This is a genomic window from Alkalithermobacter paradoxus (assembly GCA_002029295.1).
In the GTDB taxonomy this organism is placed as follows: Bacteria; Bacillota; Clostridia; order Peptostreptococcales; family Peptostreptococcaceae; genus Alkalithermobacter; species Alkalithermobacter paradoxus.
In genome coordinates, this window is sequence record MZGW01000006.1 from 74,937 (window position 1) to 99,879 (window position 24,943).

Consider the following 24,943-nt stretch of genomic DNA (forward strand, 5'->3'; position numbering starts at 1 on the left):
TAAAAGCTATACTAATATAATAACTAAGTCCTCCATAGAGTAAAACAAATCCAAACACGAGCATGAACACACTTTCTGATGATAACTTATCAATCATTAAGCTCACCGTCCTCTTTATAGAACACTCCCTTTTGCCAAGGCTTTCTAGCAAGTATATGAGATATAATAAATATACCTATAGCAATGCTTCCACCAAATACAACAAGAGAGCTTATAGGATAACCTCCATAAGGAGACTTAAATTCAGAAACTATATTCTGAATAAATAGGTAGGTAAGGGCAACAGGAGTTACATATTTAATACAAAATACCCACCAAGTTCCAACCTTTATATCAGAATATTCATTAACATCATCTTTCATCTTCTCAGCTGTATATATATATCCAAGAACTATAGTCTCAACAAGGCCAATAAGCGCTATACCATAATTTCCCACAAAATGATCAACAATATCAAGCAAAAACACACCAGCACGAGTTGCAAACATAGCACTTCCAAAGAACCCAAATATACATATGAATTTAATTAAATTATCTCTTTTTATATTATATTTATCAAGTATAGCTGATGCAAATGCTTCAAGCATAGAAACACTAGATGATATACCTGCAATAATTAAAGCAAAGAAGAAAGTAAATCCAAATAGACTCTTTAAAAAGTCATTCATAGGAAGATTACTAATAGCAGTAGGAAAAGCAACAAAAGCAAGGCCTGCTCCATTAGTCATAACATCACTAAAATTAGTATTTGAAGAATAAGCATAGTACCCTAAAAGTCCAAATACGCAAAGGCCCGCTAAAAAGTCAAAACTAGCATTTGCAAAAACAGTGATATGAGCATTATTAACTATATCAGATTTTTCTGGTAAATAACTAGAATATGCAATCATAACACCAACTGCCAAAGTAGTAGAAAAGAATACCTGACTATACGCAGAAATCCAAACTCTATGATCAAGTATCTTAGAAAAATCAGGATTAAGCAGATAATTAAGCCCATACTTAGAACCTGGCAAAGTAACTCCCCTTACAGTCATAATAATCATCAATACAGCAAGAAGTGGCATTATAAATCTACAAGCCTTCTCTATTCCACCTGAGATACCTTTTCTAACTATCATATAATTTATAATCCATATAATAACAACAGCTATTAATATATTTACCCTAAGACCACCAAACTCCCATGGAGAAGAAGAAAGCTTTAAAAAATCCTCGATAAAAAATCCACCAGGATTACTTCCCCAGCCAAGATTAAATGACATAAACAGATAATTCAAACTCCAAGCAATAACACAAGAATAGAAAGTCATAACAACTAGTGGTATCATAACCTGCCACCAGCCCAAGAACTCCCATTTTCTTCCTAGCTTTCTAAAAGCAAGTGGTGCAGCCCCCCTCATCTTACTACCAAAGCCAAGCTCCATAATCATAAGAGGAATACCAGCAGTTAAAAGTGCAAAAAAGTAAGGAATCAAGAAAGCCCCGCCACCACTTGAATAAGCTTGATAAGGAAATCTCCAAAGATTTCCAAGACCTATAGCAGCACCTACAGCCCCCATCAAAAAACCAATTCTGGAGTTCCATTGATCTCTCTTCTCCAAAATATCCACCCCCTGAAAATCAATTTTTTAAATTATATGAATATTGTATTAAATTATAACACAAAATCCCAAGGAACAATATTCCTTGGGTTAAAATCAATAAATACCCTTATAATAGCTTATTAATAGCATATATAAACTCTTCAAAATCTACTAAATGATTCTCTATAACCTTTCTTAAAATATCTATATTTAAATTCTGATAATTATGAACAGCTATATTCCTAAATCCTATCATAGCTTTCAGTTTTTTTAACATATCGTCATCTATAATATCGTTGCTATTTAAAACCTCAAATGCATCTCTACTATTCTGAGGGATGCCAAGTTTTCTCGCTGAAACAATATGCATAGCCACATCAATCGCTGCTTCAACTGCCCTTTGAATATTTAAAACTATTGAATCTTGCTTAGTATAATCCTTTAGATTATCTGGATTTTGATCATAAACTTCTTTTATTCTTATCAAGCACCTTTCAATAATAGCAATCTTGTTATATATAACGTCCTTAACCATATATCTTACCATCCCTTTCGATAGCATCTAAAATAACCTTTCTCTCCTCATTCAATTTAGCATACTCTTTCAAAACCCGAATATCATAATTACACATAAGATTTTCATCATCACAATACAAAACTTCTTTCGTTCCAACAATCTGAGCTGCAAACACAGTGCTTATATCTTTTAGATGAACAATTTGCACATCTTTTTTTACTTCAAAAGAAAGACTACCTGCAAGTAACAAAAGTTCATATGTATCTACCAGATTATCAGTATAAAGGGCTAAGTCAATATCACTATCTTCTCTACCTTCTCCCTTAGCAAAGGAGCCAAAAAGATAAATAAATCTTGGGCTTAACTCTCTAACTAAAAAATCTACTATTTTCTTTTTACATTCATAAGATAAATACATATCAATCCTTCTCCTTGTTATAATTATAAACTATATAAAATATAATACCTCATTCTCAAAAAAATATCAAAAAACCCTAAGGATAATCCTTAGGGCCAAAAATACTATTCAACTGGCTTAAGTCTTGAAGTAAAGTGTCTTAATACCTTTGGCTCGAAAGTAAACTCAAGTCCTTTTAGAGTATGAACTCTTTCTTTAATAGATATAAGTGCATCAGCAATAACATCCATATGATTGTAAGTATACACTCTTCTTGGAATAGTAAGTCTAACAAGCTCAAGAGGAGATTCAAGCTGCTCATTAGTTTCTGGATCACGTCCTAAAAGGAATGAACCTATCTCAACACCTCTTATTCCAGCTTCTAGATAAAGCTCATTTGCTAGAACTTGTGCAGGGAATTGATGATATGGAATATGAGGCAGCATCTTTTTAGCATCAACAAACACAGCATGACCACCAGTTGGATACTGAATTGGAACTCCACCCTCTATAAGTCTGTCACCAAGATACTTGACCTGATCAATTCTGTAAGCTAAATAATCTTCTTGAACCCCTTCACGAAGACCTATAGCAAGTGCCTCCATATCTCTACCTGTAAGTCCTCCGTAAGTTGGGAAACCTTCAAGTGGAACAAGCCTACTTCTAGCTTCTATATAAAGATTTTCATCTTCCTTAACACCTAAAAGTCCTCCGATATTTACTATACCGTCCTTTTTCGCACTCATAGTAAATCCTTCAGCATAAGAGAACATTTCAGTAACTATATCCTTAACACTCTTATCTTGATATCCTTCTTCCCTTTCCTTTATAAAGTAAGCATTCTCAGCAAATCTAGCAGCATCTAAGAACACTCTAATTCCATATCTATCAGCCATTTCCTTAACAGCCTTTATATTCTCCATAGAAACAGGTTGCCCACCTGCACTGTTACAAGTTACAGTAATAAGTATGAAAGCTATATCTTTAACATCATTATTCTTTATGAAACTTTCCATACCTTCAAGATCAAAATTTCCCTTGAAAGGATCATAAGTCATAGTATCAAGAGCCTTATCAGTTATAAAGTTAACTGCTTTTCCTCCAGCTAACTCTATATGAGCCTTAGTAGTATCAAAGTGCATATTACCAAGAACATATTGACCAGGCTTAATTAAAAGAGGAAATAGTACCTGCTCTGCTCCTCTTCCTTGATGAGTTGGTATTATGTATTCATGCCCGAATATATCTTGAGCTGTATGAAGTAAGTTATAGTAGTTTCTACTACCAGCATAAGACTCATCACCCATCATAATACCAGCCCACTGTCTATCACTCATAGCACCAGTACCACTGTCGGTTAATAAGTCTATATACACATCTTCAGCTTTAAGTAAAAATGGATTGTATCCAGCTTCAATTAAAGCTTTTTCTCTTTCTTCTCTAGATATTTCCTTAAGAGGCTCAACCATCTTAATTTTAAAAGGTTCAGCTTTCACTTTTCTCATTTTCATTCCCCTTTCATATACTTTTTATGTCATATATTATTATAACATAAAAACTATTCAAGCAATTGAAAATGTTTTCACAGAATAAAAAAGTCTATAATTTCCTATTCATTACTAAAAAAGAGGGATTTTTATCCCTCTACTTGCTATCAACTTTTTCACCTGTAATTTTTAGTAAATAGTTTAGAAACTCATCCTTAAGATCTTCTCTTCTTAAAGCATACTCCACAGTAGCTTCTAAAAATCCTAACTTATCTCCTACATCATATCTTCTTCCTTCAAAATTATATGCATACATAGCTTCTTTACTTGCAAGCTCTTTTAAAGCATCAGTAAGCTGTATCTCTCCACCTTTTCCAGGCTTTGTATGCTCTAATATTTCAAATATAGCAGGATTAATTATATATCTACCTAAAATAGCTACATTAGAAGGAGCATCCTCAATAGATGGCTTTTCAACAAGCCCCTCAACTTTATATATCCTATCTTCTATGTGCTTTCCATCAACTATACCATATTTAGATACATCTTCTTTTTTCACCTGTTGAACACCTAATATGGATGTTTTGTACTTATCATAAGCTTCTATCATCTGCTTTAGACAAGGCTTGTTTGGATTATATACTATATCATCTCCTAATAAAACTGCAAACGGCTCATTTCCTATAAAGCTTTTAGCACAGTATATAGCATGACCAAGTCCTTTAGGTTCTTTTTGTCTTATGTAGTGGATATTTACCATATCAGATATATTTCTAACTTCTTCTAATAAATCGTATTTTCCTTTAGTTTCAAGCTCAAGTTCTAGTTCAACTGATTTATCAAAGTGATCTTCTATACTTTTTTTGTTTCTACCTGTTATGATAAGTATTTCTTCAATGCCAGATTCTACAGCTTCTTCTATTATGTATTGAAGTGTTGGCTTATCAACTATAGGAAGCATTTCCTTAGGCTGAGCTTTAGTAGCTGGCAAAAATCTAGTTCCAAGGCCCGCCGCAGGTATTATGGCTTTACGTACTTTCATGTATCTTCCTCCTTTTTCTTCTCAAGCTATCTAAATTCTATACAAAAAATCTAAATGCTGTATCACTTAAAGTCATTATCAAAATAGCAGCCATTAAGTTACCTACCAAAATAGCAGGAAATGCCCATTTAAACCTTATATCTAATAATGCTGCTCCAAGACTTGCACTCCAAACCCCAGTTCCAGGTAAAGGAATAGCTACCAAAGGAATAAGTGCCCATGCACCATACTTTTGTATCTTATGTGAGTTTTTTGACATTGATCTACTACTCAGTTTATCTACAATAGGACTTAATAACTTGGTCTTTTTCATTGCATTAAATATAGGTCTTATTGCAAATAATATAAATGGAACAGGAATCATACTACCCAAAAAGCTTATTATAGTAGCATGAAGCGGAGACATTCCTAGGGATATACCTACTGGAATGGCTCCTCTTAATTCTATTATTGGCATTGCTGCAGTTAATAAAACTGTTATTTCTATGGTTAAAAAGTTTATTACTTCTTTTAAGAAAGTTTCCATTATTACTCCCCTTTAGAAAACACCTTATTTAAATTCTTGAAATACCGTGTTTATTCAATACCTAAAATTAAGCTCTTTCTAATATAACATTTATTTTGTATATTCAAATAATATTTCTTATATTTTACATTTGTAAACAGTTGTTTATTACTAAAGCGAATTAAGTGCCTAGCATCATTTTTTTCTGATCTATATATTTTTCTTCTCGAAGTTCCAAGCATCCCTAACCATGTCTTCTATAGTTAACTCTGCCTTCCATCCTAATTCTTTCTCAGCTTTACTTACATCAGCAAAACATATAGCTATATCTCCAGGACGTCTTCCAACAATTTCATAAGGAACATCGATCTTGTTAACTTTTATGAAAGTATTTACAAGTTCTAAGACAGAAGTGCCTGTACCAGTTCCTAGATTATAAATATTCACTCCACTATTCAAATTCTCAATAGCCTTCACATGACCTTTCGCAAGATCCACTACATGAATGTAATCTCTAACACCTGTTCCATCAATGGTATCATAATCGTTGCCAAATACATTTAGCTTTTCTAACTGTCCTTTAGCTACTTTGGTTACAAAAGGCATTAGATTATTTGGAATACCATTAGGATCCTCGCCAATCAAACCACTCTCATGAGCGCCTACTGGGTTGAAGTATCTTAATAGACTAACTGCAAATTCTTCATTAGCCTTAGATGTATCAGTTAAGATTCTCTCACTCATAGCCTTCGTTTCACCATATGGATTGGTTGTCTTTTTTAGTTCCATGTCTTCTTTGAGTGGTGAAGGTTGATCACCATAGACTGTTGCTGATGAACTAAAGACAAATTTACCTACTCCATACTTCACACACATTTTGCTAAGCACCATAGTAGATACTAGATTATTATAGTAATACTCAAGTGGCTTAGAAACAGACTCGCCTACTGCCTTAAGGCCAGCAAAGTGAATCACACCATCGATTTTATGGTTATTGAAGATTTCCTCTACCTTTGCTTCATCTGTCACATCTATCTTATAGAAAGTTGGTTTGATGCCTGTTATGGTAACTATCTTGTCTAGTACTCCAATTTTTGAATTGATAAGGTTATCAGCGATTATTACTGTATGATTATTTTTTATAAGTTCTATTGTTGTATGGCTACCTATAAAGCCTAGGCCTCCGGTTACTAATATGTTCATATTTATTACGGCTACCTCCCGTTTTCCATAATCCAACTAATTTCTTCCAACAATCTTTTTCGCTACACCAAGCATCCCTATTTTACTCAATATACCTATAAGAATTGCTTTCGCCTTATTTTTTATACGAACCTTTAGACTATCAGCGCAATACTTTTTTACTAATTCGTCAAATTCTAAGCTATATAAATCATCAAAAAATTTTTCCCTATTAGGGTTTTTTTGAACTGATTTAATTGCTGCTGAATTATATTTAACAGCTTCATATATATCTACTTCTTTAAATTTCATATCTCCTGAAATACTATTAAAAATCTTTCGTCCTTTTTCACTATTAATAAATACTAATGAAGTTCCTTTATCGTCATCCATTTCAGGTAATATGTTTCCAATTCCCCAAAAATCTGCAAGGGTAATATCACTTTGTCTATTTAGTGTCTTAAATTCACAGTCATAACAAGATGGTCTTAAACAGACATCTTTTAAAAATGCTTTCATGTATAAATCTTCATTTAAATTTCTGCGATACTCTGTATTATTCTTAAATGAGAATGATACAGAGTATCTCTTCCAGCCTTCATTTTTCAGTCTGAAAGAGATTCTCTGAGTAAGTGAATCGGCTTTCCTCTCACGAAATTCAACATACTTTCTCCATACTTTTGGCGAAGGTACACCATGACAAATAATATCTATAGTTATTAAATTGTCATACTTTTTTCTGCCTAGGAAAGCCTTAAACCCTTCAATCTGACAAGGAGTTCCAGTAAACAATACTTTTGTTCCTGAATCTAAAAAGTATTTAGCCTTATTATAAGAATTTCCCACCTTACTCTGTAAGTATTTAGAACCCCTTAGTTTACTAAGTTCTTTTCTCGTTTTTACGTAATCATGCTCTAACTCAAATCTATTATTAAAGCATGCTCCAAAAACAATACCACCCTTATCAATCACATATTCCGCAACTAGAGTAAATATCCCTCCTGAAGAACTCGCAAGTCTTATTTCTTCATTATTATTTATGCATGCATATGCTGATGGGTTATTTTCTACTAAAGTCTTGTTAATTATTGGACATACATTTATACAATGATTGCAATTAATGCATATACCATAATCAACCTTAGGATACAAAAAACCTTCTTTATCCTCTTCCATAGAAATACAGTTTTCAGGACATATGTTTAAACATCCGTGACACCCCATACAATCTCTGTTTAATTTAATTTTTTTATCTATCATAATTAATACCACCAATCGCTAGTTTAATAAACAACCTTTTAATCGGTTTACGGATTAAACCCTTTTCATATTGATTCATACCAATAAACCACATTGATACGCTAAAAACCGTAATATAAATTATTCCAAATCCTAAAAAATTAAATAATCTATATAGGTTAAAAAAGTAATTTATTAATCCTCCCACGATAACTGGGGCTATCAATGCAGGAGTAAAACTAAATATCTGTTTCCAAAAGAACTTCATATCTAAACCAACTTTAAGATGGTAGTAAATATTCATGATTACTACATTTCCAATAATAAGTGAAATTGCAGTTCCCATTGCGGCTCCAATACCCCCATATATTTTTGCTAATGGTATAGTTATGCCTAAGTTTGCAAGCGCAATAAAAAAATAAACCCAAGATCTAAATTGATGCAAATTCTTTGCTCGTTGTATTTCAATTCCTATATTTTGAATTAAAGGAATAGTAACAGGAATTATTAGCAATAATGTTATTAGATATGAGTCACTATAATTATTACCTGCCCACATATTAATAAATGGTCTACCCAAAAATATAAACCCTGTTAATATTAATGAAAGTATAATAAATTGAATTCTTCCTATTCTTGTGAATAGTTTTGTTAATTCATCATTATCATCAGAACTTGCTACTATTGTATGTACTCTAGGGATAAACACACTAGATATAGCAGTTGACAGAGTCAAATAATAAGTATTTAGTTGTGCAGCTATCCCATAAATAGCAACTGATGTAGTACCATGAAATCTTCCTAAAATAAATTTATCTACATTCCAGTTGATTTGATCTATTACTAAATTGATAAAAATAAATGATGAGAATACGGTCATTTCTTTCATCAACTTAAAATCAAAACTAGAAAATGAAAATTTCATTCTTAGCTTTTTAATACAATAGATTGCATTGATAACTTCAATAAACATGTTAAGAAAAGTCGTAGCAACTACCATTCCTATAGAACCGTAACCCATTATCAAAACAGGTAAAACAATAAATGGAGTTACAATAACTTTAAGCATTTGAATTAATTTCTGAAAAACAAATTTTTCATTTGCTGTAATATAAGAAGAAAACACCATATTAGGAAAAGATATGGCTAAATTTGCCACTAAAATAACCATCAGAGTTTTAGCTCTCGATAGTTCAGTATTAGTAAACTCCTCTCCAAAAACCAATTCAGTATTAAACGCCAATATACTACCTGCCACTACTGCTACAAGACCCATAATAGAAAAAATAATCAAAAACATCCCGTTTAGCTTATATATCTTGTTTTTATTTTCTTGAACTCTATACCTTGAATAGTAACGCATATAAGCACTACCAAAACCAAAGTTTAGTACTCCTAAATAAGCAACAACTGATGCTACTAAATTATAAAGCCCATATTCACTTTGCCCTAGCAACCTTAATATTATAGGAGTATAAACTATTGACACAACATATCCTATCACCATTGATATATACGATAAAGCAGCTCCTACTTTTAATTGATTCACTTTCATATCTTAATCTTCATCCTCAACACGTAAAGCTTTTTTTAAAAAATTATGGATTTTTTTTCTTTCTACTTCTAATATTTCTGGCACATGAGAGTAGTTAACTTTAAAGGCATCTTCATCTGTAAATATATTTTCTGCTTTTCTATTGTTCAACTTAAATTTTTCAAGAAGTGTATTAATTCTAGAATACATTGAGATTGAGCCTTCCCTTTGATATATTATAAAAGGCTTTTCAAATAAAATAGAAAAAACAGCACCATGAAATGAATCTGTACAAAATATTTTACAATCTGCAACATAGTCTATAAACTCACTCGGACCAGCAATATAAGCTTCTTTATCACTTATATCACACAAATTAATTATTTCTAAATTATTTTTATTTGCTAAACGGTTAATTTGATTATTAAATTCCTTTGGGACTCCTCCTAAAAAATATGTCAGTAAGTAGTTTTTTTTAGGTTCATTTGATGCAGCTTTCGCCACTTTTAACCACTCTTTTTTATCTAAGAGCATAGTTGGGTCAAGTAGTACCGGTGCACTTCTTCCTGTCAACCTTTTTATTATTTTTGCACCATCATCTTCTCTTACAGATAAGTATTCTATTCCTGAAATCCACTCCTTATACCTATTAATTTGATTGTCTGGTATATTAGATATTCCAAAACTTGCAGATAAAGCAACTCTTTTATTTTTAGGAGCAAAAGTCAGAAAGTCTATTTCTGATGTTCTAAAGTTATATGGATTCCAAACCTGATCACTTCCAGTTACATAACAGTCATATAATCTTCCTAGATCATTTGGAATATCAGCATCGGTAATAAAAAAATCTGTTTCAAAAATATAACTTTCTGTAAACTTTTTAAAGTTATTAATTCTTTGTTGTTCTAAATTATCTATTAGATTTTTATTGAATTTTTCGAATAATTTGTCTTTTATCTTTTTATATGCTTTACCAGGTGGCATAGATATCAAATTTTTAGTCCTACTAACAAAATTAGGCTTGTTGACATACTTAGAATATGCAGTGAAATTTTTAACCGTTTCAACTTCAAAGCCAAGAGATTTCAGATACTCCTGAGTAGCATAATTTTGTAGCCTGTTTCCATAATTGTTATAATCATTAATTGTAAATAATCCTATTTTCTTCATCTTAGCCTCCCTAGTTTAATTCTCCTATTTTCATGAAAAGCTTTCTTTTGTAGAAATTTAATTTAACGCTTCTAATTCCATTATTCCAATTATTGTTTTTAAGATATATTTTATATTTTTCATAATAGTTTAAAATTTCTTCTTTACTTACATTAAATTGAAATGCTAATAATAACCTATATACTAACAAAGCTTGAAGCCTATAACTAAGTAGTGCTTTTTCTATTATGTTATCATTCATAAAATCAAGTTTTTCAGCAATACGTTGAATAGAAATAAAATCTTTATCTAACTTATCCATAGAAAAATTTGAAAGACGATTTTCTTCAAATTCTACTCTGTAGTTTGTTAAATATTCCTTTACACAAGTATTTTTTTTTGAATGGGATAAAACTTCACAAAAAAACTCAAAGTCTTCTCCCCATGATATACCTTCAGGAAACTTAATGTCAAATTCTTCAATTAGTTTTTTTCTAATCATCCATCCTGTTGTATGAATTGATACTCTCCCTAAAATATAATCTAGTAATAAATCTTTTGATCTAAATTTTGTTTTTTTAATTTTTGATTTATTCGGGGAAACTATATTATATCCACAATAGCACACATCTGCTGATTCGCTTTCTATCTTATTAACCATTTTTTCGATAAAAGTTTTTTCATAAAAATCGTCTGAATCTAGAAATGTAATAAATTCTCCTGTTGCTAATTGCGTTCCTTTATTTCTTGCTGCTGATACTCCTGCATTTTCTTGAAAAAAATACTTAAATCTACTGTCTAATTTTATATGTTCTAAAGTTATATCTTTGGTTTTATCTTTACTTCCATCATCAACTATAATAGCCTCAAAATTTTTATCTGTTTGTTCTAACAAAGATTTTAACGATATTCCTATACTTTTCTCTCCATTATATACTGGAATCACTATAGAAACTTTTGGTTTCATCCTATATCCCCCTGTCAAATTTAAAAAACTACACTCTACTATTGTATTTTTCAATTATGTTCTTAACTATTCTCGACTCCTCAATAACTTTCGTCCATAAATACTCTTGTGCTTTAAAACCACTAAAAAAGTCATGTTTTTCGATACTGTCCTTATCAAAACTCAAATTGTTGTAATCTAATTTATAAAAAGAACAATTATGTTTTTCCTCAAATTGCCTTACCCATTTATAATCTGTTGTTACAACTTTTAACCCTAAGGCTAAGTACTCCAATAATTTTGTTGATGTTTGAATGTTAAATGGATATTTATCAGGCATGAAGTTAATTCCATACTCTGCTTTAGCTGCAATTTTAGGTACTTCAGAATACGAAACTTTTCCTGTGAAAATTAAGTTCTCGTGATCTTTGTACTCGCTGTATATTTCATCTTCTACATTACCTATTAAACATAATTTACCGTTGTCTTTCTCTGTGAATAACTTTAAGAACTTGTCCATTTCTCTTTCTTTACAAATAGATCCTACATAAACAAAATCGTATTCTTTTTCAACCTCAACTTGTGATATAAATTGCTCGTCAATCCCCATATCTCTATAGCAGAAATCCACACTGTCATTAAAATTAAATCCTTCTTTGACATTTTCATTTAGAAAAATTCTTAAATCAGGCTTAGGATTAAATTTTGATTTTATTAAGTTTTTAGGTATTGGAAATCTACCAGTAGACAAGGAAGCATACTCATGAATAAGTATTTGATTTTTATTTTTCTTAACGCCACCAAAGCCTTTGAACTCCCATATTACATTAAAATCTTCCAACTTATAATCTTTAATTTTTGATGAGTCATAAGCATTAAATTCTTTAGTTTTATTAAAGTAATCTATGTAAGCATCTACTTCTGGAAGGAATGCATTTTCACTACGCATAAATAGTATTTTAATCATAGCTCCTCACTCTTTTCTAACGTTTTTGGGGGATCATCTTTAGCATTCAACTCATACATATTGCCACAAGATGCCATATTGCTTAATCCTAAAAACAATGTTAATAATAAAGATAATACTCCTAATCCACCTAGGTTTATAGATATTGAGTTAGCAACAATTAATAAAAATAAAATAGACTTAGTTATTTCTTGGGGTAGTTTATTCTTAATGCCTAAAAAAGTAGCTTTTAAAATAATGAATACATTAATTACAAAGGCTGGTATGCCGTACATTATTATATAATCTAAATATGAATTATGTGAACTTGCATTTTGAGCGCCCATTGATCTAATTAAATCAGCTACTGAACCATAACCATAGCCCCATATAGGTTCGTTAAGAATAAGTTCAAATGATAATCTCCACAAATAGTCTCTTGAACTCAACCCATGATATATCCTAAAAAAATTAATATCCGCTAAAAATCCTATTGCAAAGTACGTGATAATTCCTAGTAAAAGAAATTTAAAAATAGTTTTAGATCTTATTTTTTTGTTATAAAAAAAGAAAATTATCATAACAAAAATTAAAGCAATCATTGCTGCACGAGATCCACTAAAGTATAGTGCTAACATATTAAGTAAAGCATAAATCTTATATTTCCCTTTACGATTAATTGACAGTATAAATCCAATAGACGCTATTGTACCAAAGTAATTTGGGTCAAAGAAAATTGATGCAATTCTTTTATAATGAGTTGGATTGTAGCCTAGAAAGCTTCCTTGAATTCCTATAACAATTGATACTAATGAAAAAAAAGTTATAAACTTAATCAATTTTTGGGTTTTATTGTCTAAATCTGAATAAATTAATATAGGTATGAAAAGATAAAAAACATATAGACTCAATATCGTCGAAATCACTATAATTAGTCCTGTAAATGTAATCATCCCATATTTTATTGATGCAATTAAAGTTGAAAATATCAATAATATCGATAGAAAATGAACTTCAATATTTCTTTTTAAATTTCTCCCATATATATTAGATATCTTAAAGTTATTTGAATTAAAAAATAACGCAATAATTCCTAAAAGAAGAACACTCATTATCATTACTTGGTAATAATTTCGATATAAACTACGTTCATACGAAAAAAAACTAATTGGTATCAACATGTATATCAGCAAGTCATTTAGTTTTAATTTTTTTATAGATAACCTCATTTAAACACCTTCATCATATAGTTTGTAAATATTTTCCATCTCTTTCAAAACATTCTCAATAGAATAATTCTCTATCTTTTTAAGATTAAATTCACCAAACTCACTTCTTAACCTGCTATTTTCTATCAACTCTTTAATATATTTAGCAAACCCTTCTATATCCCTAGGTTCAACCAAATATCCACCTTTTCCATCTTCTATTAAATCTGAATTCCCTCTGATCTTAGAACACACTACTGGCAATCCATTTGCCATAGCTTCCATTAAAGCAACCGATAGACCTTCTCTATATGAAGGGAAAACGAATATATCTGATATTTTACATATCTCAGGAATGTCTTTCCTAAACCCTAATAAATGCACTTGATTTTCTAGGCCTAGTTCTTTACTTAAGTCTCTTAAGTATCTCTTTAATTGACCTTCGCCACAAACAACATAGTGAATATCAAGATTATTTATCTTAGCAATTGCTCTAATAATAACCTCATGATTTTTATTTTTATTAAGTTCCCCTACTGACAAAATAACAAATGCATCCTTGGGTAAACCTAATTTACTACGTTTTAAGTCTCTGTCAACTTCTAATGTGTTAAACTTTTCCAAGTCTATCCCGACGCCTGGTATATATTCAACTCTTTTAGCCTTAAATTTACTTTTAGCTCTCTCATAATCTTCTTTGTTAATAGTAATTAAAGTATCTGTATATCTAGCAAGCCATTTTTCAACTGGATAATAGGCTAGCCAATTAAGAATAGGTGCCCCTTTAAAAAAGTGGAAACCATGAGCGGTATAAAACACTTTTACATTATTTAAATTTCTACATGCAAACCTTACAATCGCTGAAGCAACTGGTGTGTGGGTATGTACTAAATCATATCCTTCAGAGATGATAATATTTTTTAGCATTTTATAAGCTCTAAAATTATCTCTCTTAAGTGGTGATCTCTGTAATGGTAGTTGATGTATTTTACATCTCATCTCATATATTTCTGGTTTAACTTCCTGTTCTATATTAAAAGCAACATCAACGTGATGTCCTTCATCAATAAGCATCTTGATGTGGGGAATCAAAAATGCATTTACTGTATTTGAAATTGTAGTTACATATAATATCTTCATTCCCAATTCTCCAATCAAATATTATTTAATCTATCTTCCTCACCGGAACCCCAACATACGTCCCAGGTTCAGTAATATCCTTAACCACCACAGCCCCTGCACCTACTTTGCAACCACTGCAGATGTTTACGTTATTGCTTACAATACTTCCAATTCCAAGCCAACTTCCCCTTCCAACGCTTACAGTTCCAGCTATATTAACTCCAGGGGATATATGCACATACTCTTCTATGACATTGTCGTGATCCAAGCTAGAACTTGTATTGATAATACATCCTTTTCCAATTCTACTTGAGCTATTTATAACGACTCCCGCCATTACAACAGTTCCAATGCCTATTTCAACACCAATACCAATAACCGCACTTGGATGAATCAAACTAACTACATTTAACTCTTCTTCAATCAACCTTTCTTGTACCTTCTCCCTAGTTGCATTGTTGCCTATAGCAACAAAGAAATCAGCTTCATCTTTATATGTAAAAGCATCAGCGGTTTTACCGATAACTTCTAACCCCATAGATGTCTTAATAGCCTCGTCATCATCGAGGAATGCGATGCTCTGCCACTTATTCATTTTTATTGCAATATCAGCAATAACCTTTCCGTGCCCACTAGCACCAATTATAATTAACTTTTCTTTCATAGTAAACATACTCCTATTGAAAATAATCTTGAAGTTCTAACACTCTAGCGTACTTCCTCTAAAATGTTCCATAGTAACGGATGTATCAGAGTTAATACCTTCTCTGATAAACACTTTCTTAATAGTAAGAAGAATAATCTTCCAATCACCTACAAAGCTAATATTATCTACATATTCGATATCTAATCTAAACTTGTCTTCCCAACTAATAGCGTTCCTACCATTGACTTGAGCATGACCTGAAAGACCTGGTCTTACTTCATGTCTTCTTTTTTGATGATCATTGTAAAGTTCTAAGTACTGAACTAACAGTGGCCTCGGCCCTACAATACTCATGTCTCCTCTAATAATATTAAATAGCTCAGGAAGTTCATCTAAAGAAGTGGATCTTAACATCTTTCCAAACTTAGTAAGCCTCACTGAATCAGGCAACAATTCTCCATTTTCATCTCTTTCATCTGTCATAGTTCTAAACTTATACATTTTGAATATCTTTTCATTTAGTCCTGGTCTGTCTTGAGTGAATAATACAGGGCTACCTAGCTTTGTTCTCACTAAAATGGCAACAATGATAAGTATTGGACTAAGCAATATTAGTGCAGTCAAAGAAAGAATAATATCCTGTGGTCTTTTTATGAACTTTTCATAGAACCCTTTCTTTCGCTTCATCTACTTCCACAACTCCTTTATAATCTCACAAATTCTCTCAAGATCTTCATCCATCATCTTCGTATCAGATGGCAGGCAAACTCCATTTTTAAACAACTCCTCAGCCACATCAGAACCAACATAATCATATTCAGCAAAGAATGGCTGCATATGCATTGGCTTCCATACAGGCCTTGACTCAATATTCTCTTTCTCGAGTGCTTCCATTATATCAATTGGCTTAACTTTTCCGCTAAGTATCATACAACTCAACCAATAGTTCGGCTCATTCCACTCATTAACAGGCATGAACTCTACACCTTCAAGATCACCAAGTTCTCTTTTATAAAATTCAAATATATATTTCTTCTTGGCAACCCTTTGCTCTAAAACTTTAAGCTGTCCTCTACCAATCCCAGCAACGACATTACTCATACGGTAATTGAACCCTAATTCGCTATGCTGGTAGTGTCTTGCTGTATCTCTGGATTGTGTAGCCCAAAATCTTACCTTTTCAATTCTTTCTTCATCATCAGAAACAAGCATTCCACCACCAGAAGTAGTAATAATCTTGTTTCCATTAAAAGAGAATATCCCATACTTACCAAATGTTCCAGTGTGTTTTCCCTTATAATAAGTTCCTAAACTTTCTGCTGCATCTTCGATAAGTACTACATTATGTTTCTTACAAAGTTCCACAATTTCATCCATATCTGCTGATAATCCATAAAGGTGAACTACTATAACAGCCTTAACTTCTGGATACTTTTCAAAGGCCTTTTCAAGCGCTTTAGGACACATATTCCAAGTTTCATAGTTACTATCAATAAATACTGGTATCGCATCTTGATATATAATCGGATTAGCTGTGGCTGAGAAAGTAAGACTTTGACAGAATACAATATCTCCTTTGCCAACCCCTGAAGCTTTAAGTGCAAGATGTATGGCTCCTGTTCCTGATGAAAGTGCTGCCGCTGCTTTTGATCCTATTTTTGCTGCAAATTCATTTTCAAATCCATTTACATTCGGTCCAAGTGGTGCTATCCAGTTTGTATCAAAAGCTTCCTTAACATACTCCATTTCATAACCCTCATCACTCATATGCGGGGATGAAAGATATATTTTTTTGCTTTCCATTTTTAATACTCCTTTACTACCTTTTTGACTAAGCTTTGCGTATTACTTTAAAATATTCCATCAGCTAACAGACTTTGTGTATGTTGGCACCATCTTCTTTATTACTATATCCACAAGCTCATTTTCTTCATTCCTTACTACATTTTGTAATATTTCTAGCTCATTATATAATGCCTTTACATCTATATCTATTGGTTTTCCTACAAATATCTTCTTATGCTTTGTTCCTGTTAGTCCTTCTTCTGCCATTAATAGTTCCTCGTATAACTTCTCTCCTGGTCTAAGTCCAGTGAATTTAATTTCAATATCTACATCTGGCTCTAGTCCTGAAAGCTTTATAAGGTCTTTTGCAAGATTTGTTATTTTGACTGGATCTCCCATATCTAGTACGAATATCTCTCCACCTTTTGCCATTGCTCCTGCTTGTATAACTAGTTGCACTGCTTCCGGTATTGTCATAAAGTACCTTATTATATCTGGATGTGTTATTGTAACTGGTCCACCTTCTGCTATTTGCTTTTTGAATAGTGGTATTACACTTCCATTACTTCCTAGTACATTTCCAAATCTTACTGCTACGAATTCTGTATCGCTGTGTTTATTAAGTGTCTGAATTATTATTTCTGCCATTCTCTTAGTTGCACCCATTATATTTGTAGGGTTGACTGCTTTATCTGTAGATATAAGTACGAATCTTTTTATATTATACTTGTCTGAAAGCTCTGCTACATTAAGTGTTCCAAATACATTATTCTTTACAGCTTCTGTAGGACTATCCTCCATTAGTGGAACGTGCTTGTGCGCTGCTGCATGAAATACTACTTTCGGATTATAGTCAATAAATATTTGTTCCATTCTTTTTTTGTCTCTTACAGATGCTATTATTACTTTAAGATTTAGCTTGTCCTTATATTTTCTTATTAGTTCTTGTTGTATTTCATATGCATTGTTTTCGTATATATCTAGTAGTATAAGCTCCTTAGGATTAAATCTTGCTATTTGTCTACATAGTTCTGATCCTATAGAACCGCCACCACCAGTTACAAGTACTACTTCGTTTTGTATATAGTCTGATATTTCTTCTAGATTTACTTTTATTGGTTCTCTTCCTAATAGATCTTCTATGTCTACATCTCTTATATTCTTTATATCTACTCTTCCATCTATTATTTCGTACATTCCAGGAAGTGTCTTTAGTTTACATTTTGTTTCTTTACACATTTCTATTAATTTGCTTTTTTCTGATTTGCTCATTGAAGGTATAGCTATTATTATTTCGTCTACCTTTTTCTTTCCTACTATTTCTTTTATTCTTTGTCTATCTCCTAATACAGGTACTCCATGTATAGCTCTTCCTAATTTGGTATTATCGTCATCTATTATACCAACAGGAAATTTCTTTATCTGCGGATTGTTAAACAGCTCTTTGATGACTAGTGCCCCTGCTACTCCACCACCTATTATTAACACTCTTGATCCATTTTTTAGAGAGTATTTTATCTTTAGCTTTCTTATTGCTCTATATGAGAATCTAAGCCCTCCTGTTAGACCTATGAGCATTAAGGTATTTAAGATATAAAAGTTAATTGGTAGTGTAGCTTTGGTAAAATGGAATACATTATATATAGCTATCATGGATAATACGGATGATATTATTATTGATATCATTTCTTCTATACTTGCATATCTCCAAAGACTTTTGTAGCATTTGAATATATAGAATGTAGCTATTATTATGAATGTGTATATTATGCTTGACTGTTTAAGAAAAGTAACATATTGCACTGAAGTATTAAAATTGAATATAAGTTCTAAAGATAGTATTGCTGCTATGTTAACTAGTATTATATCAAGTATCAGTAATATCCCTTGTCTAAACCTTATTTTATTCATTATTAGCTCCAAACTTCTCCCCCCTTTACATTAACACATTATGACAAAATACCGCACTATTTCCTTATACTTATTTAAGTATAATACCTTGGGCCTATATTTTCAACCCTTTTGCCACATTTTTCCCATTTTTTTGACGACACTTTATGCCATTTTTCGATTATATGCTCCAATTCTGAAAATTTTTGCATTTAATATTTTGTTACTTATGGTTCTTTCAATCTTAATATCTTATTTTTTCTATATAGTAATCCTTCTTAGCGTTTTTATTTTCTTCGTAATATTGTTTCATGAGATGTATTATATACTCTGAATAATTACTAAATCGTAATTCTTCTTCCATGTCTTTTAGGACTTTTTTCACTTCTTCATCAGATTGCTTCTCGATATTTTTGAATTTGTTGTAATACTTAAGGGCTATACTAGTTTTATTTTTCTGATTTTGATTGTATTCTTGCAAGGCACCTGATATTATTGCTTCTATTTTTTCTGTGTATTTGTTTTGTATATTCGATATTTTTTCTTTGTAGTTTGTTATTATTTCTTTTTCATCTACCATATCTTCTAGTGTTTTTGTGCTTATTTGGTCTTTTTTATAATTTAAGTCAGTGCTTGTAATGAATGAGTATGTGTATATAATCCCTAGTGCTAATATTATTAGTATTATTTTTTTCATATTTACCTCCTTTTTTATTGAGTATGAACAAAAAGACCGCTGATATATCAGCGGCCCTTTATAAATATGCTCTTTATTGTTTTCATTATGCTTTTTTTCTCATGTTTTATCGGTTTTGTTATTTGTATATCTTTATTTTCTATTATCGCTTGTGTATTTTCGAAGAATATCTTATCTGCTTTTTCTTTTCCTATTATATCTTTAATATAGTTGTAGCTTTCTTTTAATCTAGGTGTTCTTTTTTTAGATCCGTGTGCATCTGATGCTACAAAGTGTATGCAGTTATTTTGTAATAATATTTTGCATGTGCTTTGAATTTCTCTGCCTAATTTCCCTAATATACTACTTGCATTTACCTGAATTAGTGCGCCTTGATTTATATAGTCACTTGCAAGATTTGGGTTATCTATTACTTCACTATATCTTTCTATATGAGCTAATATTGGTATATAGTTTCTTATTTTGAATTCATATATTATATCTTCCATGTCTTTTGGTAGATTATCTGGTGGAAACTCTATAAGTACATATTTACTATTGTTTAGTGAATAATAATCTAGCTTATCAAGTTTTGATATTAGCTCTTTACTATAATACAGTTCATTTCCTACATATACCTTTACATCTATATTCTTTTCTTGTAGTAGTTTATTAAATTCATTGACTTTCTCTTCTAAGCTCTTTCCTGTTACATAATGTGAATATAGGTGGTAATGAGATGTATTTATTATTTTTTTTATTCCATCTCTTTCTGCAATTTTTGCCATTTCTATAGATTCTTCTATAGAGCTTGATCCATCATCTACATTATGAATTATATGACAGTGTATATCTATCATAGTATCACCTATTTTTTACTTCTTTTCTTTTTTCTTGTGTTTTTATCGCTATCATCTTCATATGAGTATGCATAATATCCATATGACCTATTTTTTTCAATTTCTAATTTGTTAAGAATTACTCCTAGTATATTAGCTCCTACTTTCACTAAGTTTTCTTTAGCTTTCTTTGCATGTTCTATCTGTGCTTCTCCTGATGCACAAAGAAGTATAACACCGTCTATGAATGTTGATAATATAGCAGCATCTGTGACTACCCCTATGGGTGCAGTATCTACTAGTATATACTCATAATCTTTTTTCATTTCTTCTAATAATCTTTTCATTTTGTTTGAGCTTATCATCTCAGAAGGGTTAGGTGGTATTTGTCCAGCTGTTATTATATCAAGATTTTCTTTGTTTGTTCTTTGTGTATATGCTTGATATTCAATATTTTCTAGGAGTATATCTGTTATTCCTTTAGAATTTGTTATGCCAAACTTTTTATGAATTGACGGTCTTCTGAAGTCGCAATCTATGAGAAGTACCTTTTTCCCAAGATCTGATAAAGAAAGTGCTATATTAGATATTGTTGTAGATTTTCCTTCTCCTTGTCCTGCACTTGTTATTAATATCGTCTGTAAGTTCTCGTCTATGTTAGAAAATAATATATTAGTTCTTACATTTCTATACGCTTCCGCTATTGGAGATTTTGGATTGTTGTGGACTATTAAGCTTTTCATTTTTTCACCTCTATATTTTTAGTTCTTTGCTCGATGGTATAACTCCTATTACTGGTATGTCTAGGTGTCTTTCTATGTCCTTTGGTGTCTTTATTGTGCTATCCATATATTCAAGTACAAATGTAATGAATAATCCTACCATAATTCCTAAGACTGCAGCTATAGCCATATTAAGACTTGGTCTAGGCTTAACTGGACTTTTAGGTATCTTCGCAACATCTATAACTTGTACATTCTCTATGTTCATTATTCTAGTCACTTCATTTATGAAGTTTTTAGCTGTGGTATTTGCTATTCTTGCTATCAAAGCTGGATCCTTTCCCGATACAGTTATTCTCATTATTTGTGTATCTTTAACTGGTGTTACTTTTATGCTTCCTTCAAGTTGTTCATATGCATTTTCAAGTTTTAGATCCTTTATAGTTTTTTCAAGTACTGCTCTTGATTTTACTATTTCTCCATATGTTGAAACTAATCTTTGATTTAATATTATATCGTTGTGATTTATTCTGTCTTCTTCATATGCTTTATTTACTATAAGTGTTGTACTTGTTTCATATTGTGGATCTAGTATAAAATAACTAACCACAGCACTTAGTATTATAGCCACAATAGTAATTGCAGCGATCATTCCTATTCTTTTTCTTATTATGTCGATATACTCCCTTAGTTCAATTGTTTCTTCCATCGTTATCCTCCCCTTAATAATTTTTATATATGTTTTATATTCTATAGTATATTTCGTCATTTTTCAAGAAATTTACCAGTAAATTGTATATACATTTATTTATCCTTGGCAAAAAATGTGATATAATATGATGTAGAAAAATATACAAAGGGAGGGTAAAATGTTGAAACGTATTTTAGCTGCATTATTGATAATGGTTACTTTGCTAGGCATTGGGACTTATATTTGGCTAGATAAAGAAGGTGTATCTGATGAGGATATTTCTTTAGATAAGCCAAGTGCTGATGATAGCGGTAGCGAAAGAGTTAATATATTACTTCTTGGAATAGATGCTAGATCTTCAGAAAACAAAAATAGAAGTAGAACTGATACTATAATGGTTCTAAGCTTTGACCCTAAGACTAATGACACTTCTATACTTTCTATTCCTAGAGATAGTAGGGTTGTGATTAGTGGAAGAAGTGGGTATGACAAGATAAATCACGCCCACGCTTACGGTGGTGTAGATTTAGCTGTAAGGACTGTAAGAGATCTTTTAGGTATTCCCATCCACCATTATATTAGGCTTAACTTTGAAGCTGTTCAAAAGACAGTTGATGATGTTGGTGGTGTTGTTGTTAATATACCACAGGATATGAGAGAAGGTAACAGAGTAGTGTTTTCTAAGGGTGAACATTTGTTAGATGGAAAGAAAGCTCTTGAATTTGTTAGATTTAGAAAAGGATATAACGATCAAGATATAGGGAGAACTAGAGCACAGCAACAGTTTATGCAGGCACTTTTTAAGAAGATGTTATCTCCTGCATCTATACTTAAAGCTCCTAACTATATAGATACTTTCAATAGATATGTTGATTCTGATATGTCTAAGAAGGATATGATGTCTTTAGGTCTAAAGCTTAGAGATGTAAATCCAGAGAATATGAAAAATGCTACTTTACCTGGAAGACCTGCTTATATAAATAATATTTCTTATTATGTTCTTGATGATAATGGTGTTAAAGCTCTTGTTAGTGAGTTTTATCGAGTAGGAGCTGAATAATTATTTTATTCAGCGTCCTCTCACACCACTGTGCGTACCATTCGGTACACGGCGGTTCATATATAGGTGCTAAAACTTGAGCGATAGCTTGTTGGATAACTCTGTCTACTACAGTAGGTATTCCAAGTAATCTCTTTCCTCCGTCAGGTTTTGGTATTTCCACTCTCCTAACCGGTTGTGATATATATCTTCCTTTTAGTAGTGATTGCCTTAATTCCTGTCCATGTTCTTTTAGATATTGTAGAAGTTCATCTACTGTCATACCATCAACACCATGACTTCCCTTATTGGCTTTTACTCTCTTATGTACATTATTCATATTATCTCTTGATAATATTTGCTCAAGTAAGTCACTACCATATTCATTGACATCGTTTCTTCCTTTATCAGACATGGAAGAGATACTATGCACTTTTACATTATCTTTGAGTTCCACTCTATTTTTATGTATATAGCCTTCTTTGTGAAGTTGTCTGCTTTCATCATATTTCTTCGTATCTTTCAAAATTCCAAAACTTCCTATTGTTCAGTCATTCCCACACTAACGCGTATTACGTGGTACTATGACCTCTGGTGACTTCTGATAGTTCAGTCATACATTACTGCATGGGTTGTTATTTCTAAATTCATATCCATAACTTATCTATCAGACCTCCCCGGGTAAGAGCGTAATCTTCCACTCTATATATCTGCTACATTTACACCGCCTGTTTCGGATAGTCTTTGGGCTTTGTTTTGTTGTGCAAACTCACTTTCAAGCGTATGCCTTATATGTAGTTTCTGTTCGTCAGACCAGAGCTTTGTCGCCGACCTCCTTCAGATTCCACCCCGCGGTGGAAACCCTTGTCTTAAGCTAACGGTTGGCACTATCAACCCCCGTATCGGACTTTCACCGACAAGATTACGCTCATGCCGGGCGCACATAAATAAAAGCACTATCAAGTTTCTGATAGTGCCCAGTTTGTAGGCAAAATAATTCACCCAAAAGGGCAGATATTTTATCTTGGATATGATCTATACCTTAACTTAGAAAAATCATGTTGTATGACAAGAAAAATCGAAAAAAAGAGCTGGCTTTTGGAGTTTTTCCACTTCTAGTTTACCAGCTTTTTAATTCAGATATGCGAAAGCAAGCAGAGCCTATATTCGAACTCTATCAATTCGTCTAAGATTTGTATAACGCAATCCATGCTTTTGTTTTAAATCTGCAAATACACTTTCAATCGTAGGCTTGATTTAATATAATTTTTCAACATTCTGAACAGTATTCTTTATATTAATACAACTTCACGTGTTTCAAATGCATTTAAACTTATTGTTTGCGTTCCTAAAATTTGATTAGTTCTTAAATCTCTTAAAACTACATTAAATGGTCTAGTAGCTTGACTTCCTGTGTTTTGAACTATATATGATACTAAAAATCCACTTCCTCTTACCACTGTACTAGATGGACTTATCTTTAAATCTCTAGCTATTATATTTATAGGAACAGTTGTTCTTCCTATATTTTTATTATAAGTATCATTTCCTGTGTACCAGTTATTTCCCCTATTAAAGTGAGTGTCACCTATTCTGTAAGTAAAGTTTATATCTGAAACATTATCTGGTGCTCTAAATCTAACTGGTATATCAATATAAGATGCAAGCTCTCCATTTGCTTTTTGAAGAGTTCTATTTTCTGTAAATGTAGTTGTATTATATACATTAAGAAGATTTCCGTTTGAATCTGTAACTTTTGCATTTACTATAGAAACAGAGCTTGGAACAACAAAAT

The 24,943-nt window shown here is 31.7% G+C and carries 25 protein-coding genes; 1 reads left to right on the plus strand and 24 read right to left on the minus strand.

From position 1 onward, the window contains the following. Positions 1 to 89: 89 nt before the first annotated feature. The 22 genes from CLOTH_RS07975 to CLOTH_RS08080 all read right to left on the minus strand — a co-directional run bounded on the left by CLOTH_RS07975 (position 90) and on the right by CLOTH_RS08080 (position 22,127). Positions 90 to 1,604 (minus strand): sodium-dependent transporter, encoded by a 1,515-nt coding sequence (locus CLOTH_RS07975; RefSeq protein ID WP_331722063.1) that lies wholly within the window; start codon positions 1,602 to 1,604, stop codon positions 90 to 92. A gap of 109 nt (positions 1,605 to 1,713) precedes the next feature. Next, a complete protein-coding gene (gene hepT, locus CLOTH_RS07980; RefSeq protein ID WP_079412937.1) occupies positions 1,714 to 2,121 on the minus strand; it encodes a type VII toxin-antitoxin system HepT family RNase toxin in 408 nt (135 codons plus the stop codon). Beyond that, positions 2,114 to 2,521, minus strand: a complete 408-nt coding sequence (mntA, locus tag CLOTH_RS07985) for a type VII toxin-antitoxin system MntA family adenylyltransferase antitoxin (RefSeq protein ID WP_079412885.1) — start codon at positions 2,519 to 2,521, stop codon at positions 2,114 to 2,116. Before mntA ends, hepT begins: the two co-directional genes overlap by 8 nt. Before the next feature lie 104 nt (positions 2,522 to 2,625). Beyond that, positions 2,626 to 4,005 carry a tryptophanase gene (locus CLOTH_RS07990; RefSeq protein ID WP_079412887.1) on the minus strand — a complete coding sequence of 460 codons (1,380 nt, stop codon included), beginning with the start codon at positions 4,003 to 4,005 and terminating at the stop codon, positions 2,626 to 2,628. A 139-nt stretch (positions 4,006 to 4,144) separates the two neighbouring features. After that, positions 4,145 to 5,029 carry a UTP--glucose-1-phosphate uridylyltransferase GalU gene (galU, locus tag CLOTH_RS07995; RefSeq protein WP_079412889.1) on the minus strand — a complete coding sequence of 295 codons (885 nt, stop codon included), beginning with the start codon at positions 5,027 to 5,029 and terminating at the stop codon, positions 4,145 to 4,147. 37 nt (positions 5,030 to 5,066) lie between these two features. Next, entirely contained in the window at positions 5,067 to 5,555 is a 489-nt protein-coding gene (locus tag CLOTH_RS08000) for a COG2426 family protein (RefSeq protein ID WP_079412891.1), read from the minus strand. A gap of 189 nt (positions 5,556 to 5,744) precedes the next feature. Continuing rightward, complete coding sequence (galE, locus tag CLOTH_RS08005) at positions 5,745 to 6,737, minus strand: UDP-glucose 4-epimerase GalE (protein ID WP_079412939.1); 993 nt, start codon at positions 6,735 to 6,737, stop codon at positions 5,745 to 5,747. A gap of 36 nt (positions 6,738 to 6,773) precedes the next feature. Next, positions 6,774 to 7,976 (minus strand): Coenzyme F420 hydrogenase/dehydrogenase, beta subunit C-terminal domain, encoded by a 1,203-nt coding sequence (locus CLOTH_RS08010; protein ID WP_079412893.1) that lies wholly within the window; start codon positions 7,974 to 7,976, stop codon positions 6,774 to 6,776. Beyond that, complete coding sequence (locus CLOTH_RS08015) at positions 7,966 to 9,510, minus strand: lipopolysaccharide biosynthesis protein (protein WP_079412895.1); 1,545 nt, start codon at positions 9,508 to 9,510, stop codon at positions 7,966 to 7,968. The genes CLOTH_RS08010 and CLOTH_RS08015 overlap by 11 nt, the downstream gene beginning before the upstream one ends. Positions 9,511 to 9,513: 3 nt before the next feature. After that, positions 9,514 to 10,659, minus strand: a complete 1,146-nt coding sequence (locus tag CLOTH_RS08020) for a polysaccharide pyruvyl transferase family protein (protein WP_079412897.1) — start codon at positions 10,657 to 10,659, stop codon at positions 9,514 to 9,516. A 10-nt stretch (positions 10,660 to 10,669) separates the two neighbouring features. Next, positions 10,670 to 11,605 (minus strand): glycosyltransferase family 2 protein, encoded by a 936-nt coding sequence (locus tag CLOTH_RS08025; protein ID WP_079412899.1) that lies wholly within the window; start codon positions 11,603 to 11,605, stop codon positions 10,670 to 10,672. Between the two features lie 28 nt (positions 11,606 to 11,633). Next, positions 11,634 to 12,551 (minus strand): glycosyltransferase, encoded by a 918-nt coding sequence (locus CLOTH_RS08030; RefSeq protein ID WP_079412901.1) that lies wholly within the window; start codon positions 12,549 to 12,551, stop codon positions 11,634 to 11,636. Beyond that, positions 12,548 to 13,648, minus strand: coding sequence for an O-antigen ligase family protein (locus CLOTH_RS08035; protein ID WP_158080491.1), 1,101 nt, complete (start codon positions 13,646 to 13,648; stop codon positions 12,548 to 12,550). The genes CLOTH_RS08030 and CLOTH_RS08035 overlap by 4 nt, the downstream gene beginning before the upstream one ends. Positions 13,649 to 13,759: 111 nt before the next feature. Continuing rightward, positions 13,760 to 14,878 carry a glycosyltransferase family 4 protein gene (locus CLOTH_RS08040; protein WP_079412905.1) on the minus strand — a complete coding sequence of 373 codons (1,119 nt, stop codon included), beginning with the start codon at positions 14,876 to 14,878 and terminating at the stop codon, positions 13,760 to 13,762. A 25-nt stretch (positions 14,879 to 14,903) separates the two neighbouring features. Next, complete coding sequence (locus tag CLOTH_RS08045; RefSeq protein WP_079412907.1) at positions 14,904 to 15,524, minus strand: acetyltransferase; 621 nt, start codon at positions 15,522 to 15,524, stop codon at positions 14,904 to 14,906. Between the two features lie 36 nt (positions 15,525 to 15,560). Continuing rightward, positions 15,561 to 16,193: a sugar transferase gene (locus tag CLOTH_RS08050; protein ID WP_079412909.1), complete on the minus strand. Its 633-nt coding sequence runs from the start codon at positions 16,191 to 16,193 to the stop codon at positions 15,561 to 15,563. Next, on the minus strand, positions 16,194 to 17,309 hold the full coding sequence (locus CLOTH_RS08055) for a DegT/DnrJ/EryC1/StrS family aminotransferase (protein ID WP_079412911.1): 1,116 nt from the start codon (positions 17,307 to 17,309) through the stop codon (positions 16,194 to 16,196). Between the two features lie 60 nt (positions 17,310 to 17,369). Next, positions 17,370 to 19,214, minus strand: a complete 1,845-nt coding sequence (locus tag CLOTH_RS08060; protein ID WP_331722064.1) for a polysaccharide biosynthesis protein — start codon at positions 19,212 to 19,214, stop codon at positions 17,370 to 17,372. A gap of 211 nt (positions 19,215 to 19,425) precedes the next feature. After that, positions 19,426 to 19,878, minus strand: a complete 453-nt coding sequence (locus CLOTH_RS08065; protein WP_079412913.1) for a hypothetical protein — start codon at positions 19,876 to 19,878, stop codon at positions 19,426 to 19,428. A 47-nt stretch (positions 19,879 to 19,925) separates the two neighbouring features. Further along, entirely contained in the window at positions 19,926 to 20,717 is a 792-nt protein-coding gene (locus tag CLOTH_RS08070; protein ID WP_079412915.1) for a tyrosine-protein phosphatase, read from the minus strand. An 8-nt stretch (positions 20,718 to 20,725) separates the two neighbouring features. After that, positions 20,726 to 21,439, minus strand: a complete 714-nt coding sequence (locus CLOTH_RS08075; RefSeq protein WP_079412917.1) for a CpsD/CapB family tyrosine-protein kinase — start codon at positions 21,437 to 21,439, stop codon at positions 20,726 to 20,728. Positions 21,440 to 21,449: 10 nt separating this feature from the next. Then, a complete protein-coding gene (locus tag CLOTH_RS08080; RefSeq protein WP_158080492.1) occupies positions 21,450 to 22,127 on the minus strand; it encodes a YveK family protein in 678 nt (225 codons plus the stop codon). A 160-nt stretch (positions 22,128 to 22,287) separates the two neighbouring features. On the opposite strand from CLOTH_RS08080, the gene CLOTH_RS08085 reads away from it, so the two are divergent. After that, positions 22,288 to 23,169, plus strand: coding sequence for an LCP family protein (locus tag CLOTH_RS08085; protein ID WP_079412921.1), 882 nt, complete (start codon positions 22,288 to 22,290; stop codon positions 23,167 to 23,169). Here CLOTH_RS08085 and CLOTH_RS08090 read toward each other — a convergent pair. Both CLOTH_RS08090 and CLOTH_RS10620 read right to left on the minus strand, forming a co-directional pair. Then, positions 23,138 to 23,674: a reverse transcriptase family protein gene (locus CLOTH_RS08090; protein ID WP_331722065.1), complete on the minus strand. Its 537-nt coding sequence runs from the start codon at positions 23,672 to 23,674 to the stop codon at positions 23,138 to 23,140. The genes CLOTH_RS08085 and CLOTH_RS08090 overlap by 32 nt on opposite strands. A 766-nt stretch (positions 23,675 to 24,440) precedes the next feature. After that, positions 24,441 to 24,943, minus strand: a 503-nt coding sequence (locus CLOTH_RS10620) for a hypothetical protein (protein ID WP_158080493.1), incomplete at its 5' end; no start/stop codon positions are given.